This is a genomic window from Paraburkholderia sp., from assembly GCF_034668105.1.
In the GTDB taxonomy this organism is placed as follows: Bacteria; Pseudomonadota; Gammaproteobacteria; order Burkholderiales; family Burkholderiaceae; genus Paraburkholderia.
On the sequence record NZ_JAXDPY010000629.1, the window covers coordinates 1 to 14344 of the forward strand.

14 protein-coding genes are annotated in these 14344 nt (G+C 62.1%); 9 read left to right on the forward strand and 5 right to left on the reverse strand.

The features are described 5' to 3' along the window. On the reverse strand, window positions 1–649 hold a 649-nt coding region (gene xseA / locus QOC89_RS27670; protein WP_323047945.1), incomplete at its 3' end, for an exodeoxyribonuclease VII large subunit. A gap of 580 nt (window positions 650–1229) precedes the next feature. On the opposite strand from xseA, the gene lpxK reads away from it, so the two are divergent. The 5 genes from lpxK to QOC89_RS27695 all read left to right on the forward strand — a co-directional run bounded on the left by lpxK (window position 1230) and on the right by QOC89_RS27695 (window position 5303). Next, on the forward strand, window positions 1230–2246 hold the full coding sequence (lpxK, locus tag QOC89_RS27675) for a tetraacyldisaccharide 4'-kinase (RefSeq protein WP_323047946.1): 1017 nt from the start codon (window positions 1230–1232) through the stop codon (window positions 2244–2246). Continuing rightward, complete coding sequence (locus QOC89_RS27680) at window positions 2227–2430, forward strand: Trm112 family protein (RefSeq protein WP_323047947.1); 204 nt, start codon at window positions 2227–2229, stop codon at window positions 2428–2430. Before lpxK ends, QOC89_RS27680 begins: the two co-directional genes overlap by 20 nt. A gap of 163 nt (window positions 2431–2593) precedes the next feature. Next, complete coding sequence (gene kdsB, locus QOC89_RS27685; RefSeq protein WP_323047948.1) at window positions 2594–3394, forward strand: 3-deoxy-manno-octulosonate cytidylyltransferase; 801 nt, start codon at window positions 2594–2596, stop codon at window positions 3392–3394. A 213-nt stretch (window positions 3395–3607) separates the two neighbouring features. Next, complete coding sequence (gene adk, locus QOC89_RS27690) at window positions 3608–4273, forward strand: adenylate kinase (RefSeq protein WP_323047949.1); 666 nt, start codon at window positions 3608–3610, stop codon at window positions 4271–4273. A 271-nt stretch (window positions 4274–4544) separates the two neighbouring features. Next, window positions 4545–5303, forward strand: a complete 759-nt coding sequence (locus QOC89_RS27695) for a 3-hydroxyacyl-CoA dehydrogenase (RefSeq protein WP_323047950.1) — start codon at window positions 4545–4547, stop codon at window positions 5301–5303. A 185-nt stretch (window positions 5304–5488) separates the two neighbouring features. Here the strand turns inward: QOC89_RS27695 and QOC89_RS27700 are convergent, their stop codons facing one another. Then, window positions 5489–6331, reverse strand: coding sequence for a SirB1 family protein (locus tag QOC89_RS27700; protein ID WP_179734003.1), 843 nt, complete (start codon window positions 6329–6331; stop codon window positions 5489–5491). 5 nt (window positions 6332–6336) lie between these two features. Continuing rightward, the gene (murJ, locus tag QOC89_RS27705) at window positions 6337–7887 is read right to left on the reverse strand and encodes a murein biosynthesis integral membrane protein MurJ (protein WP_323047951.1); all 1551 of its coding nucleotides are present in this window, start codon (window positions 7885–7887) and stop codon (window positions 6337–6339) included. 599 nt (window positions 7888–8486) lie between these two features. On the opposite strand from murJ, the gene rpsT reads away from it, so the two are divergent. Continuing rightward, window positions 8487–8765: a 30S ribosomal protein S20 gene (rpsT, locus tag QOC89_RS27710; protein WP_074282377.1), complete on the forward strand. Its 279-nt coding sequence runs from the start codon at window positions 8487–8489 to the stop codon at window positions 8763–8765. Between the two features lie 223 nt (window positions 8766–8988). Here the strand turns inward: rpsT and QOC89_RS27715 are convergent, their stop codons facing one another. After that, window positions 8989–9336, reverse strand: a complete 348-nt coding sequence (locus QOC89_RS27715; protein WP_323047952.1) for a DUF3579 domain-containing protein — start codon at window positions 9334–9336, stop codon at window positions 8989–8991. A 435-nt stretch (window positions 9337–9771) separates the two neighbouring features. On the opposite strand from QOC89_RS27715, the gene argF reads away from it, so the two are divergent. Both argF and QOC89_RS27725 read left to right on the forward strand, forming a co-directional pair. After that, entirely contained in the window at window positions 9772–10701 is a 930-nt protein-coding gene (argF, locus tag QOC89_RS27720; protein WP_323047953.1) for an ornithine carbamoyltransferase, read from the forward strand. Window positions 10702–10937: 236 nt separating this feature from the next. After that, on the forward strand, window positions 10938–12164 hold the full coding sequence (locus QOC89_RS27725) for an argininosuccinate synthase (RefSeq protein WP_323047954.1): 1227 nt from the start codon (window positions 10938–10940) through the stop codon (window positions 12162–12164). Window positions 12165–12411: 247 nt separating this feature from the next. Here the strand turns inward: QOC89_RS27725 and murB are convergent, their stop codons facing one another. After that, window positions 12412–13452, reverse strand: a complete 1041-nt coding sequence (gene murB / locus QOC89_RS27730; RefSeq protein WP_323047955.1) for a UDP-N-acetylmuramate dehydrogenase — start codon at window positions 13450–13452, stop codon at window positions 12412–12414. A gap of 183 nt (window positions 13453–13635) precedes the next feature. On the opposite strand from murB, the gene QOC89_RS27735 reads away from it, so the two are divergent. Then, entirely contained in the window at window positions 13636–14121 is a 486-nt protein-coding gene (locus QOC89_RS27735; protein WP_323047956.1) for a YajQ family cyclic di-GMP-binding protein, read from the forward strand. The last annotated feature ends 223 nt before the right edge of the window (window positions 14122–14344 follow it).

Here is a 14344-nt window from a genome sequence, read left to right on the forward strand (position 1 = left end):
CACCGCCGCGGCACACGATCAGCACATCGACTTCGCGCCGCGCGTTGGCCGCATCGACCATCGCGGCCAGTTTGGCGCTGACGCCCACGCCCTGCACCGGCGCCGGGTAGACGATCACCGGAATATGCGGCGCGCGACGCGACAAGGTGGTCAGGACGTCACGCAATGCCGCGGCCTGCAGCGATGTCACGATGCCGATCGCGCGCGGATGGGCCGGCAGCGTTCGTTTGCGTTCGGCGGCAAAGAGACCTTCGGCTTCGAGTTGTGCCTTCAGCCTGAGAAACGCTTCGTAAAGACGCCCTTGCCCGGTGCGGCGCACCGCTTCGACGTTCAGTTGCAGTTCGCCGCGCGGCTCGTACATCGTGACCAGCGCGCGCACTTCGATGCGATCGCCTTCGCGCGGCGTGAACTCGGCGTACTGCGCGCGACCGCGGAACATCACGCAGCGCATTTGCGCCTGCGCGTCCTTGATCGAGAAATACCAATGGCCGCTCGCGGCGCGCGTGAAGTTCGACACCTCCCCGGCCACCCAGACAAGCGGAAACGAACGTTCGAGCATCGTGCCAATGGCACGATTGAGCGCGGAAACGGGGACGACGACTTCACCGCCGGGCGTGGCCGACGAGGCAAATGGGCTTTCGGGATTCATGCGAGGGGTATCTGTGACTGGCCGGACAGACGATAGACCGAGTGGCCATCGGCGTCTAGCGCAGCAGATGAATTGTTAAAAGTGTCCACATGTCGGGACCCATTACCCGAATGCCGTCAAATCGCCCGCCAGGCCGCGAGACTTGGAAGCATGTCTTTGATTTATATGGTGTTTATATCCCGTTAATAGGAACGATTGCCGATACGGAGCGCTCGGTGCGGCCTTCTCCGGCCGTCGACTGGCAGGTTCTCCACAAAGTTATCCACAGGCAGTGGCTGCCGTTCGAAACGCTATGTCGCCGCGCCGCGCGAGGCGCCCGACTTGCCGGGCGGGACGCACGCGCGCTAGAGTGGCGGGTTCGGCGGCATGCCGAACGCCCCACGGCGCTCGCCCTTGCGGCACACTGCATCACATTGCGCGAACGCGTCGGCTGCTGCCGCTGCTTCAGCTTTTCACTTCACCTTTCGATTGTCCGGAGAACCGCGTTGATGCTTGCCCCGCGTCTTGCGCTCAGCGCTGCCACGCCGCCGTCCCGACTCCAATGGGCATGCGGTGCATCGCCCGTCCTTGCGGCTCGCCGATGAGCGAACTGAACAACCGTGTCGAAGCACGCCTTGCACGCGAATGGCAGCAGCGTGGCGCGCTGGCATGGGCGCTGACGCCCTTCGCGTGCGTGTTCGGCGCGATTGCCGCCGCGCGGCGCGCCGCTTTCTCGTTCGGCTGGCTGAAGTCCGTGCGCATTGGCGTGCCGGTGGTGGTGGTCGGCAATGTGACTGTCGGCGGCACCGGCAAGACGCCGACCGTCATCGCCCTGGTCGAAGCCTTGCGCGCAGCCGGCCTCAAACCCGGCGTGGTGTCGCGGGGTTACGGCGCACGCGTCAAGGGACCGACGCCGGTCCTCGCAACCTCGGGGGCGAACGTCGGCGGCGACGAACCGCTGCTGATCGCGCGCCGCACCGGCGCACCGGTGTGGGTCTGCCCGGATCGCGTCGCGGCTGCGCAGGCGCTGTGCGCCGCGCATCGCGAAGTCGACGTGATCGTCAGCGACGACGGCTTGCAGCATTACCGCCTCGCCCGCGACGCCGAACTGGTGGTGTTCGATCACCGGCTCGGCGGCAACGGTTTTCTGCTGCCGGCGGGTCCGCTGCGCGAGCCGTTGTCGCGCCGCCGCGATGCGACGCTGATCAACGATCCGTACGCTCGCACGCTGCCCGCCTGGCCCAACACGTTCGCATTGAAACTGGCGCCCGCCGATGCGTGGCATCTCGACAATCCGGGCCTGCGCCGCCCACTCGCCCAGTTCAGCGGCGATCGCGTGCTGGCCGCAGCCGGCATTGGCGCGCCGGAGCGTTTTTTCGCGACGCTGCGCGCGGCCGGCCTTAAGCCCGCCACCCGCGCGTTGCCGGATCACTACGCGTTCGAGCGCAATCCTTTTACGGACGACGACGCGGACGCCATCCTGATAACGGAAAAGGATGCGGTAAAATTAGGGTCCTGGCACGACGCGCGCATCTGGGTTGTCCCGGTCGAAGCCGCGCTCGATCATCGCCTCATTGCACTCGTTGTGGAGAAAGTCCGTGGACGCTCGCCTGCTTGAAATTCTCGTCTGCCCGATCTGCAAGGGCCCGCTCAGCTACGACCGTGCCGCGCAGGAACTGACCTGCAACGCGGACAAGCTGGCCTATCCGATCCGCGACGGCATTCCCGTCATGCTGGTCGACGAAGCGCGCCAGACCGTGGAGGGTACGCCGGTCGATCTGAATCCTGGCTCCGTCGCCTGAGTCAGGTTTGCCCTGACGCGGGGTGGCTGCGTTCCGCCCGCCCCGCGCTTCTGAGCGGCATCTGTGATCTGCCTCCGCGATCCGCATTCGCCGTCTTTCCCATCAACGCCCGCAGTGTGCCCGCGAGCGCTTTCTTCCGGTTGCATCGCCGCTCGTCCTCCCGATGACCCAAGCCAACGCCACTACTCCCCCCTTCATCGCCGTCGTGCCGGCCCGGCTCGCCTCGACGCGTCTGCCCAACAAGCCGCTCGCCGACATCGGCGGCAAGCCGATGGTGGTGCGGGTTGCCGAACGAGCACGCGAATCGGGCGCGCAACAGGTGCTGATCGCTTCCGACGCGCAAGCGGTGCTGGAGGTGGCCCGCGCGCACGGCTTCGACGCCGTGCTGACGCGCGCCGATCATCCGTCGGGCACCGACCGTCTCGCGGAAGTGGCGGCGCAGTTCGGCTGGAGCGACGAGACGATCGTGGTGAACGTGCAGGGCGACGAGCCGCTGATCGACCCGGCGCTCGTATGCGGCGTGGCGTCGCACCTGGCTTCGAGCCAGGAATGCGCAATCGCCACCGCCGCGCATCCCATCACCGACCCAGCGGAAATTTTCAATCCGAACGTCGTCAAGGTCGTGCTCGACGCGCGCGGCGTCGCGCTGTACTTCTCGCGCGCGCCGATTCCGTGGGCACGCGACGCGTATCAACCGCATTGGCCCAACGTGGCGTCGATGCCCGTACCGCCGGCGCCCGCAGTGGTCTACCGGCACATCGGCCTGTACGCGTATCGCGCCCAATTCCTGCGCACCTATCCGAGTCTCGCGATCTCGCCGATCGAGCAGGTCGAAGCACTCGAACAACTGCGCGCGATGTGGCACGGTGAACGGATCGCCGTGCTCGTCACTGACAATGCGCCGCTGCCCGGCGTCGACACGCCCGCCGATCTCGCTCGCGTGCAGGCTTTATTCGGGTCTTGAGCGTAAAAACCCATGGCATAATCGGACGGTTGTACGCGCCTCCCGTTAAACGCGAGAGTCAGGGTTTGCCCGGTCGCGCCGTGTTTCGTCTTGCAGCGCCGTCGTTATCGACGTGCAGCGCGAGACTCGAAATGGCAGCCGACGCGGGTCCCCGGCGAATCGTGGGATGGCTGCAGTGCCAACAAAGAATTCACACAGATCTGGAGATATCACATGCGTTTGATCCTTTTGGGTGCGCCCGGCGCGGGTAAGGGCACTCAGGCAAACTTCATCAAGGAAAAGTTCGGGATTCCGCAGATTTCCACCGGTGACATGCTGCGCGCAGCCGTCAAGGCAGGCACGCCGCTCGGCCTCGAAGCCAAGCGCTTTATGGACGCCGGCGAACTGGTCACGGACGAGCTGATCATCAACCTGGTGAAGGAACGCCTGCAGCAGCCGGATTGCGCGAACGGATATCTGTTCGACGGTTTTCCGCGCACCATTCCGCAAGCTGAAGCCATGAAGCATGCGGGCGTCGCGATTGATTACGTGCTGGAAATCGACGTGCCGTTCGACGAAATCGTCCTGCGCATGAGCGGGCGCCGCTCGCACGCCGCGTCGGGCCGCACGTACCACGTCAAGTTCAACCCGCCGAAGGTCGAAGGGATTGACGACGTGACGGGCGAACCGCTGATCCAGCGCGAAGACGACAAGGAAGAGACGGTCAAGAAGCGCCTCGACGTGTACGTTGCGCAAACCAAGCCGCTGATCGAGTACTACAACAACTGGGCGCAAAACGGCGATTCGTCGACCCCGTTGAAGGCGCCGCAATATCGCCGCATTTCGGGCCTGGGCACGGTCGACGAAATTCGCGAGCGCGCGTTCGATGCGTTGAAGTAAGTCCACGTCCGCGTTGCGGCTCGCAAGAAAACCCGCCCATGCAGGCGGGTTTTTTATTTCCTGCCCCATGGCGTTGGCGTGCGCTTTGCTGCGATCTCCGTGGTTCGTTACACCTCGGTATTCATTAGCCCTCCGTATCAGTTCGGTGGGTCAGGAATCTCCTACCCATCTGACGCGCCACTTCGCTTTCCGCGCTGCAGCATAGCCGTTACAATCGATCATCGAAAAGATATTCGATCGAGACATTATTGAACCGAAGAAAGGAGAAGACATGGAGATTCGTGACAACGTATTCCTGATCACCGGCGGTGCATCGGGCCTCGGCGCGGCCACGGCGCGCCTTCTCGTCGAGAACGGCGGCAAGGTGGTGCTCGCGGATCTGAACCAGAATGCCGGCGAGGCGCTGGCGAAGGAACTCGGCGGCGTGTTCGTCAAATGCGACGTGAGCCGCGAAGACGACGCCACGCAGGCCGTCGAAGCCGCCACGAAGCTCGGCACGCTGCGCGGCCTCGTCAATTGCGCGGGCGTTGCGCCCGCCGTCAAGACGGTCGGCAAAGACGGTCCGCATCCGCTCGAATCGTTCGCGCGCACCATCTCCATCAATCTGATCGGCACCTTTAACATGATCCGGCTGGCGGCCGCGGCCATGTCGAAGAACGAACCGAATGCGAATGGCGAGCGCGGCGTGATCATCAACACCGCATCGGTCGCGGCGTATGACGGCCAGATCGGCCAGGCCGCTTATGCGGCGTCCAAGGGCGGCGTGGTCGGCATGACGCTGCCGATCGCACGCGATCTGTCGCGCAACGCGATTCGCGTGATGACGATTGCACCGGGCATCTTCGAAACGCCGATGCTGCTCGGCATGCCGCAGGAGGTGCAGGACGCGCTCGGCGCGATGGTGCCGTTCCCGCCGCGTCTCGGCAAACCGGCAGAGTATGCGATGCTGGCCAAGCAGATCTTCGACAATCCGATGCTCAACGGCGAAGTGATTCGCCTGGACGGCGCGATCCGCATGCAGCCGAAGTAAGGCGGAATGCCGCGTGCCGCTTGATGCGGCCGTGCCAATGAAAAACGCCTGCGCATGAGTCATGTGCAGGCGTTTTGATTTGACCGGCGTTTGCTTATCAGCCGTAGCGGGACGCAGCCGTTCATTCCTTGCCCTCACTGCTTGAGCTACGAGCCTGATCTGCGGGCGCACCGCGCCAAGCGTTTCTAATCGCGGTCGTCGTACTGGGTGCGTTGGCGCAGCTCATGTAATTGCGACTCCACCACGGTCGCATCTTCCGCATCCGGCCGGTCGCCGAGATAGCGCTCGAGATCCTCGAGCGCCGGCCGCAGGTAATCGAGCCGCGCATACGCGAAACCGCGGTCGCGCACTTCCTCGATGCTTTCCGGCAACAGGATCACAAGACGCTGCTGCACGGCCAGCAGACGCTGCCAGCGTTCCGTCTGAAGATAAGTCGACTTCAGATTGCGCAGCATCCGGGCAATGATCTCGCGGCGCGTGGCCGGTTGCAGCAACATGCGCAGCGCCCTGCTCACCGACTCGCCCGCCGACGCCACATACGGCTCCAGCATGTCCACCATCTGCGATTCGGATAGCGAATGCCCGCTGGTCGGATCAAGCATCACGTCGCCATCCGGCGTTGTAACGCGCAGCAGGAAGTGGCCGGGAAACGACACGCCGCGTGCCGGAATGCCGATCTGCTCGGCCATTTCCAGATACAGCACGGCCAGCGAAATCGGAATGCCACGGCGCCGCTTGAGCACCGCGTTCAGATGGCTGTTGTCGGGATCGTAATAATCATTGAGGTTGCTGGCGAAACCCAGCTCGCGGAAGAAGAACCGGTTCAGAATGCCGACCTTCTGCCGGATGTCCGCGTCGTCCGGCATGCGGCGCTGCAGGCGCACGACCAACTCGTCGATCTCAGCCAGCGTGCCTTGCAAATCGAGATCGGGATAAGCGTCCTGCGCGAGCGAGAGCGCCGCCTCGGTCAGCGGCAGGCTGTCATCTTCGGCAACCAGCGTGCTGAAATAGTCGAGAACTCGCGTCATCGTGATCACTTCACTCGCCTTTTGAAATACGCGTACTTGAAGCCCATCAGCCAAAGCATACCGAAATATAGCGCGGCAAACAGAATGAGGCACGCACCCAGCAACACGATTCGGTCAACCGGCCGGCTATGCATGCCGATCCAGTCGAAGCTGATCGCGAGCCAGTGCATCGTACCGGCCAGCACCAGACAGGCGCCGAGCAACTGCACGAAGAACTTCAGCCAGCCATTCGACGGCATATAGATGCCGCGTTTGCGCAAGCCGAGGAACAGGAACAATGCATTGACGCAAGCGCCGAGCCCGACGCTCAGCGTCAGGCCCGCATGCGAAAAAATCGGCACGAACACGTAGTTGCTCAGCTGCGTGACGATGAGCACACCGATGCCGATCTTCACCGGCGTCTTGATGTCCTGCTTCGCGTAGAAACCGGGCGCGAGGATCTTGATCAGAATCAGGCCGATCAGGCCGATGCCGTAAGCCGACAGCGCACGGCCGACCATCACCACCGAGTTGCCGTCGAACTTGCCGTAGTGGAACAGCGTGGCAGTGAGGGGCTGGGCGAAGAAAAACAACGCGACGGCGCTCGGCGCGGCCAGCAGGAAGGTGACGCGCAGACCCCAGTCGAGCAGCGACGAATACTCGTGCGGATCGGCGTCCACGTGCGCCTTCGAGAGGCTCGGCAACAGGATTGTGCCGAGCGCGACGCCGAGCAGCGCGGTCGGAAACTCCATCAGCCGGTCGGCGTAGTTGATCCACGAAACGGCGCCCGGACCAATACGCGACGCGATATTGGTGTTGATGATCAGGCTGATCTGCGCCACCGACACCGCGAACATCGCGGGTACCATCTTCGACAGCACCCGCTTTACGCCGCGGTGCGCGAGCGCCTTCACCGGGTTCAACCCGATGCGCGGAATCATGTCGATCTTCTTTAGCCCCGGCAACTGCACGAGAAATTGCAGCACACCGCCGGCGATCACTGCCCACGCGAGCGCATAAACCGGCGTTTGCAGGCGCGGCGCGACGAACACCGCCGCAACGATGAAGGCGACGTTCAGCAGGACCGGCGCGAACGCGGGCAGCGAAAAGTTCTTGTACGTATTCAGCACGCCGGACGCGAGCGACGTCAGCGAGATGAAAATGATGTACGGGAACATGATGCGCGTCATGGTGACCGCGAGCGCATACGCCTGGCCCTCATGCGCGAGACCCGAGGCAACGATGAACACCACGCCGGACGCCCCCACCACCCCGATCAGCGAGAGAATCGCGAGTGCCCAGGCAAGCACTGTCGACGTGGCGTCGACTAGCGCCTTGGTGGCGTCGTGCCCTTGCTGGTTCTTGAACTCGGCGAGGATCGGCACGAAGGCTTGCGAGAACGCACCCTCGGCGGAAATGCGCCGCAGCAGATTCGGAATACGGAAGGCGACGTAGAACGCGTCAGTAAATTGACTGGCGCCGAACGCGCGAGCGATCAGCGTTTCGCGGGCCAGTCCGGTCACGCGCGACAGCAGCGTGAAGCCGCTGACCGTCAGCAGGGCTCGGAATAGATTCATGGGGCGCTTATTATACGGGTGCCGCGAGTGCGGACGAGGAGCCGGAACGCGAATCGGACCGATTTGCGCCGCGGACGTTCGCTGGGATGCGCGGATCGGGTGGTTTTTTGTTCGTTTGCCGCACGCGTTGCGCGCTGGAATAACCGACGTTGTCACAGCAATCCGGCGCTTCGAGGCGCGGCGTGACAGTGGCGGCTAACTGCCCGCTCGCCCGTTGTGCTGACGATTGCATCTCCTCAACCCGTCTCTTCCCCATGGGGACTTACTGAATCCAAGGCCTTGCAGGGCAGCGCCCGCACATCGAATTGGCATTCTCCGTTGCCACGTGCCTGATTTTGTTGCTATAATCGCCGGTTTCGAAGCTCGCTCAATTTTCGGACGGGGTTCAGGCACGCAGTACGCGAGCATCGCTTAAGCCGTATTGAGGCGCCGACCAAACCTCGAAACACACCGGAACACGGGCTCGCCTTCGCGTAGTCCGATCGATTTTTCGACACTTTTTGCGCTCTTGGGCAATCGCTTCCAGGAGTTCGATCTAAAAGCAGCACCTACCACTTGAAGGTCAGGTACTGGAAACAGGAACAGGATAAGGAACCGTCATGGCTAACACCGCACAAGCACGCAAGCGCGCCCGCCAGGCCGCCAAGGCAAACTCGCACAACTCGGCACTGCGCTCGAAGTTCCGCACGGCTATCAAGGCTGTTCGCAAGGCAATCGAAGCCGGCGACAAGGCTAAGGCCGTTGAGATCTTCCAGGCATCGTCGAAGACCATCGACATCATTGCCGACAAGAAAATCGTTCACAAGAACAAGGCAGCTCGTAACAAGAGCCGTCTGGCTGCAGCCCTCAAGGGTCTGCAAGCACCCGCAGCGCAGTAAATTCGGTCAGCCCGCTTCGGTGGGCTACCTCCTGTTTCCGCTGCAACGGAAAGGCTCGCTTCGGCGGGCTTTTTTGCTTTGAACTGACAGGTCCGTACCACAGTCTGTGACTTGTCGCGAGCGCGCTCGCGGTTGACGGATTACCCGCTGAAGCCACGGACCTCAGCCATAAAAAAACCCGCTGCTTGCGGGTTTTTTCTTTTGCCGTTCCGGCTGACTTACGCTATATCACGTGCCTCTTGGCTAGCGGCGTGGCGTGCTCAAGCTGCAATTCGCACGCCTCGGTCACGAGAAGGTCATTGTCTTTCGCGAAGTTCAGCACGAAATCGAAGGCCATCGGCTCGACGTCGCGCAAGCGCGAATCGAGAATCACGCATTTGAGGTCACCAATCATGGTGGGCCGGACATACAACGAGTATTGCAGGTAGGCATTCGGCCCTTTACCGCGCGGGCTAGGACCAAAGCACGCCATCACACCTGCGAGGCGCTCCGACCAGTCGCTCGGTCGAAACTTTTTCCCGGTCGACGTGATGCCCTGAATGAAATATTCGGTTGGAGCTGCTTCGGCCATGTAGGAATACCTGTGTGACTGCCCAGCGGGATGACGGCAAAGCTGACTGCAAAGCAGCTTTGGGATGCCTGAACACGTCGACCACGCCTGATGGCAAGCTGCGCCGCCAGAAACCGCGAAGGGCCGGACAAACCGCCCCGGCGCTCATCATGACGGCGCACCGCGAGGAAACTTTCCGGAGCGCGCGAGCCGTGTCCCACAAGCTCAATACCGGCCGCTGGGCTTAGGGATAACCGGTAGATTATAGCGCAGCGGACCTTTTTCCGCAGCGCACACAAGCTCCGCCGTAAGGTTGCGGGAGGCCTTCAAAGCGCTTTTCCGGCCTTTTGGCCGACTCGTCAAACGGGGCGAAATCCTTTATGCTGCATTGAGTTACCACAAACGACGGCGGCGCCGTCCGGCAATCCTGCCGGGTGAGACCGCCGTATTTGTTTCATGACCGCCAAGAAAATTCGCCACTACCTGCAGTTCAAGGATTTCTCGCTGGAAGACTACGAGTACGTGCTGGAACGCGCGCGCATTCTGAAACGCAAATTCAAGAACTACGAGACCTACCACCCGCTGCACGACCGCACGCTCGCGATGATCTTCGAGAAAAACTCGACTCGCACGCGCCTCTCGTTCGAAGCCGGCATCTTCCAGCTGGGCGGCCACGCCGTCTTCATGAGCACGCGCGACACGCAACTCGGCCGCGGCGAACCGATTGAAGACGCAGCGCAAGTGATCTCGCGCATGGTCGACATCATCATGATCCGCACGTTCGGCCAGGACATTCTCACGCGCTTTGCCGAGAATTCGCGCGTGCCGGTGATCAACGGGCTGACCAACGAATACCACCCGTGCCAGGTACTGGCGGACATCTTCACGTACTTCGAGCATCGCGGTCCGATTCGCGACAAGACGGTCGCGTGGGTCGGTGACGCGAACAATATGCTGTACACGTGGATCGAAGCTGCTCAGATTCTCGGTTTCAAGCTGCGCCTGTCCACGCCGCCGGGCTACAAGCTCGACCGCGCCATGGTCGCGGCTGAAAGCGCACCGTTTTATCAGGAATTCGACGATCCGAACGAGGCCTGCACAGGCGCCGACCTGGTCACCACGGACGTCTGGACCAGCATGGGCTTCGAGGCCGAAAACGAAGCCCGCAAGAAAGCCTTCGCAGACTGGTGCGTGGACGCCGAAATGATGGCGCTCGCCAATTCCGATGCATTGTTCATGCACTGCCTGCCCGCTCATCGCGGCGAGGAAGTCAGCGCGGAAGTGATCGACGGCCCGCAAAGCGTCGTGTGGGACGAAGCGGAAAACCGTCTGCACGTGCAAAAGGCCTTGATGGAATATCTGCTGCTCGGCAAGCTGAATCATTAAGCGAGCCACACGCAGCGCCTGCGTGAAGCGCGACGGGGCCTTGAATACGAGGCAAGGCATCCACGTTTAGCGCCACGCAGCGGGCCGGGATCCACAGTCGCAAGTCGACCCGGCCATGTCACCGCACTCCCCAAAAACGCGGGCAGGTGGTCGTTTAGTGTCAAAATAGTGGTTTTCCGCGCTCCGGAACCGCCGGCGCGCCTTGTTTTCCCGCTTTCTCCAGCTACGAGTTCACCATGAGCGATATCAAGAAAGTCGTGCTCGCCTATTCGGGCGGCCTCGACACCTCCGTCATCCTGAAGTGGTTGCAGGACAATTACGACGCCGAAGTCGTCACGTTTACGGCCGACATCGGCCAGGGCGAAGAGCTGGAACCGGCGCGCAAGAAAGCCCTACAACTCGGCATCAAGCAGGAAAACATCTTCATTGAAGATCTGCGCGAAGAATTCGTGCGCGACTACGTGTTCCCGATGTTCCGCGCCAACACGATCTACGAAGGCGAGTATCTGCTGGGCACGTCGATCGCACGTCCGTTGATCGCCAAGCGTCAGATCGAAATCGCCCGCGCCACCGGCGCGCAAGCGGTGTCACACGGCGCGACCGGCAAGGGTAACGACCAGGTTCGCTTCGAACTCGGTTACTACGCGCTGGAACCGGGCATCAAGGTGATCGCACCGTGGCGTGAATGGGATCTGCTGTCGCGCGAAAAGCTGCTCAGCTACGCCGAAAAAGCCGGCATTCCGATCGAAATGAAACACAAGCAAGGTGGCGCGCCGTATTCGATGGATGCGAACCTGCTGCACATCTCGTTCGAAGGCCGTCACCTGGAAGACCCGAAGGCCGAAGCCGAAGCCGATATGTGGCGTTGGACGGTCTCGCCGGAACAGGCGCCCGACCAGGCTGAATACCTCGACATCGAGTACGAGCACGGCGATCCGGTCGCGATCAACGGCAACCGTTTGTCGGCGGCTGAAATGCTGACCGAGTTGAACCGTTTGGGCGGCAAGCATGGCATCGGCCGTCTGGATCTGGTCGAAAACCGTTACGTCGGCATGAAGTCGCGCGGCTGCTATGAAACGCCGGGCGGCACGATCATGTTGAAGGCGCACCGCGGCATCGAGTCGATCACGCTCGACCGTGAAGTGGCCCACCTGAAAGACGACCTGATGGCGCGTTACGCTGCGCTGATTTACAACGGATACTGGTGGAGCCCGGAGCGCCGCGCAATCCAGGTGCTGATCGACCATACGCAAGAGAAGGTCAACGGCTGGGTGCGAGTGAAGATGTATAAGGGCAGCGTCTCGGTTGACTCGCGCGATTCGAAGGAAACGCTGTTCGACAAGACCATTGCTACGTTCGACGACGACGGTGGTGCTTACAACCAAGCCGACGCTGGCGGGTTCATCAAGCTGAACGCCCTGCGCATGCGGATTGCTGAAAACGCACGTCGTCAGCGTAGCTGACGGCGTGCGTTTCGGTGAAGGCTAACTTCGCGTGAGCGAAGTTAAGCGCCGCAAGGCGCGGCCGAAGCCAAAACGCCATGTCAGCGTAGCTGACGGCGTGCGTTTCGGTGAAGGCTAACTTCGCGTGAGCGAAGTTAAGCGCCGCAAGGCGCGGCCGAAACTGAACGGCAGATGCCGCAGATGCGAAAAAGGCGCCAGGAGGAATCCCTCCCGGCGCCTTTTTCATTGCAGCAAGACGCTCACGCAATCACAAGCAAACCGGCTCAGCCTCCAATTCCACTCCAAACCGCGCCAACACATCCCGCTGAACCGCCTTCGCGAGCGCCAATACCTCAGCTCCGCTCGCTCCGCCAAGATTCACCAGCACCAGCGCCTGCCGCTCATGCACGGCTGCGGCGCCCATTGCGCGGCCCTTCCAGCCACATCGATCGATCAACCAGCCCGCCGCGAGCTTCACCCGGCCGTCCGCCTGAAGGTAAGACACGATCTCGGGCTCCTGAACCTTCAGCGTCTCGAACTGCGCTGCCTCCACGACCGGATTCTTGAAGAAACTTCCAGCGTTACCCAAACGCAGCGGATCAGGCAGCTTGGCGCTCCGTACCGCGACTACCGCATCGAAAATCGCCTGCGCGCTCGGCGATGTATCGGCGCGACCACCCGCTGTCAATTCACGCGCAATATCCGCATACTCAGCCCGCGGCTGCCAAACCTTCGGCAAGCGGAAAGTGACCGACGTAATCACAAAACGCTCACGCCCTTCCCGCTTGAAAAAACTGTCGCGATAGCCGAATCGGCACGCGTCGGCATCGAGCTCGACTACCGCGCCGGTTTCCAGCTCAACCGCCCGCAGCGACGCAAACCGCTCGCACATCTCCAGGCCATACGCGCCGATGTTCTGAATCGGTGCCGCCCCCACGGTGCCCGGAATCAGCGCGAGATTCTCGAGGCCTGGCAGCCCTTGCGACAACGTCCATGCGACGAAGTCATGCCACGGCTCGCCGGCCGCCGCCTCGACGTACCATGCGTCGTCGTCCTCGCGCACGACGCGGCGGCCTCGCAGCGCTACCAGCAGCACCAGTCCGGCGAAGTCTCCCGTCAGCACGACATTGCTGCCGCCACCCAGCACCAGCCGCGGCAAACCGGCAGCCCGTGGATCGCGCACGGCGTCCATCAGCTGCGCTTCGTGCTCGATCCGGCACGCAAACTGCGCGCGAACATCGAAGCCGAAGGTGTTGTGCGCTTTTAGCGGATAGCCGGCCATGAACGCGGCGGAGTCGGATTGGGACATCGGAATGGGCAATGGGACGGCGAACGGAACGACATCTGGCCTCCGGCCGCGCGACAATGCGCGGCGGCCTTAGGCAAAAAGGAGTGGCGTCGGTAAAATGACAGCCGGTCCGTGATTATAGCGAGTGCCCCGTGAGCAGCCGACCGGCCGCGCCACGCACCGCAGCACTATTGGGAGAAAACAATGCCATCGTTTGACGTCGTCTGCGAAGCAGACATGATCGAAGTCAAGAACGCGATCGAGCAGTCCAACAAGGAAATTTCAACCCGCTTCGACTTCAAGGGGTCGGACGCACGCGTCGAGCACAAGGAAAGCGAAATCACCGCCTACGCCGACGACGACTTCAAGCTCGGCCAGGTCAAAGATGTCCTGCTGTCGAAAATGGCCAAGCGCAATGTGGACGTGCGCTTTCTCGACTACGGCAAGATCGAGAAGATCGGCGGCGACAAGGTCAAGCAGGTCATCAAGATCAAGAAAGGCGTGTCCGGCGATCTGTCGAAGAAAATCGTGCGCCTCGTGAAGGACAGCAAAATCAAGGTGCAGGCGAGCATCCAGGGCGATGCGGTGCGTATCACCGGAGCTAAGCGTGATGACCTGCAAAGCGTGATCGCGATGCTGCGCAAGGACGTGACCGACACGCCGCTCGACTTCAACAACTTCCGCGACTAAACCCCTTGCTGGGAAGCAGTGCGCCGGGTTCGCCGGCGTTGCAAGCGCAAGTGCGTGTGCAACCTCGGCCGTCGCCGCAATCCCAATCGCAATCCCAATCCCAATCCCAATCGCAGCCGCAATCGCAATCGCAGCCCGATCAACGATCCTTGCCGCCCGCGGGGCTCGCTGCCGCGGCCGTCTTCTTCTTATCGCCGATTCGGCTTTCCTCGCCGCGCATCAA

What these genes read in the sequence shown, in the direction of transcription:
- lpxK (WP_323047946.1), top strand. Translation starts at nt 1,230, where the DNA reads ATGAGCGAACTGAACAACCGTGTCGAAGCACGCCTTGCACGCGAATGG.
- kdsB (WP_323047948.1), top strand. Translation starts at nt 2,594, where the DNA reads ATGACCCAAGCCAACGCCACTACTCCCCCCTTCATCGCCGTCGTGCCG.
- adk (WP_323047949.1), top strand. Translation starts at nt 3,608, where the DNA reads ATGCGTTTGATCCTTTTGGGTGCGCCCGGCGCGGGTAAGGGCACTCAG.
- QOC89_RS27695 (WP_323047950.1), top strand. Translation starts at nt 4,545, where the DNA reads ATGGAGATTCGTGACAACGTATTCCTGATCACCGGCGGTGCATCGGGC.
- QOC89_RS27700 (WP_179734003.1), bottom strand. Translation starts at nt 6,331, where the DNA reads ATGACGCGAGTTCTCGACTATTTCAGCACGCTGGTTGCCGAAGATGAC.
- murJ (WP_323047951.1), bottom strand. Translation starts at nt 7,887, where the DNA reads ATGAATCTATTCCGAGCCCTGCTGACGGTCAGCGGCTTCACGCTGCTG.
- rpsT (WP_074282377.1), top strand. Translation starts at nt 8,487, where the DNA reads ATGGCTAACACCGCACAAGCACGCAAGCGCGCCCGCCAGGCCGCCAAG.
- QOC89_RS27715 (WP_323047952.1), bottom strand. Translation starts at nt 9,336, where the DNA reads ATGGCCGAAGCAGCTCCAACCGAATATTTCATTCAGGGCATCACGTCG.
- argF (WP_323047953.1), top strand. Translation starts at nt 9,772, where the DNA reads ATGACCGCCAAGAAAATTCGCCACTACCTGCAGTTCAAGGATTTCTCG.
- QOC89_RS27725 (WP_323047954.1), top strand. Translation starts at nt 10,938, where the DNA reads ATGAGCGATATCAAGAAAGTCGTGCTCGCCTATTCGGGCGGCCTCGAC.
- murB (WP_323047955.1), bottom strand. Translation starts at nt 13,452, where the DNA reads ATGTCCCAATCCGACTCCGCCGCGTTCATGGCCGGCTATCCGCTAAAA.
- QOC89_RS27735 (WP_323047956.1), top strand. Translation starts at nt 13,636, where the DNA reads ATGCCATCGTTTGACGTCGTCTGCGAAGCAGACATGATCGAAGTCAAG.